At 78.0% G+C, this 1090-nt stretch carries 1 pseudogene; it reads left to right on the top strand.

Annotation, left to right across the window (positions count from 1 at the left end):
• Window positions 1-60: 60 nt before the first annotated feature.
• Window positions 61-1090 (top strand): annotated as a pseudogene (locus ACFV20_RS36745) (hypothetical protein); the annotation flags it as partial.

Below are 1090 nucleotides of genomic sequence, written 5' to 3'. Positions count from 1 at the left end.
GCCCTGCGAAGGGCGTGGGGGGGGGTGGCGGGGGAGGGTGCTCCGTTGGTGCCGGGGGGGGTGGGGCAGACCGCCGGCGAGGGGTTCGGGGACGAGGAACTCTGCGCCCGGTGGGCGGCCCGTCCCTTCGCCGAAGGCGACGCGCCGGCCCGGCTCCACCTCGCCCGCAGAGGCCCGCGCGAGCACCTGCTGCTCCTGGCCGCCTCCCACTCCGGGGCCTGGGAAGGACCGTCCGGGGCCCTGCCGGCCGCCCTGTCCGACGCGTACCGCGCCGTCGTGACCGGCGGTCGGCCCTCCGCCCCGCCCCTTCGGCCGGCGCCCGGGACACGTGGGGGCGAGGAGCCCTCGGCGACCGCCGCCGGTCTGGTCCTGCCCGCCGACCGGAACCGCCCGCACCTGCCCCCGCACGCGGGGGGCGCCGTCGCCTTCACCTGGAGCCCGGACCTCGGCTTCCGTACGGCCCGGCTGGCCGAGGCGGCAGGGGTCACGCCCGCGGCCGTGGTGCTGGCCGGATTCCGCGCCCTCGTCCACCGCTATGCCGGACAGGACGACGGCACGCTGTCCACCGCCTTCAGGGAGCTGCTGCGCACGGTGCCGGACCCGGCCTCGAAGCCCTGCCGTATCGAGGGGGCCGACGCCGTGTTCGTCCACCGGGAGCGGGCGGCCCTGCGGATACCGGGCGCCGAGGTGCGGCAGCTGTCCGTGCACAACGGCACGGCCGCCGCCGATCTGGCCCTGGTCCTCCAGGACACCGCGCCCTGCGTCGCCGGCTTCCTGGAGTACCGCGCCGCACTGTTCGAACCTGCCTCGGCCCGACGGCTGCTGGATCAGCTGGCCACCCTCCTGGCAGCCGCGACCGCCGATCCGGACGCGCCCGTGGGCGGACTCCCGCTGGACGACGAGCGCCACCGGGACCGCGCCCTGCGCGCCTCGGACCGCCGGGCGCCCCGCGGACACGTGACACCGCCGGTGCACGTCTCGGTGCGCGGCCACGCCGGACAGGACGGCACCGCCGTCTCGTTCGGCGGCGTAAGCACGGGCTACGCCGAACTGACGGCGCACGCGGCCCGCGTCGCCTCGGCCCTCACCG

The organism is Streptomyces sp. NPDC059696, from assembly GCF_042733745.1.
Lineage (GTDB): Bacteria > Actinomycetota > Actinomycetes > Streptomycetales > Streptomycetaceae > Streptomyces.
Note: the sequence above shows the minus strand (reverse complement) of the source record. Positions and strands in the feature narration are given on the sequence as shown.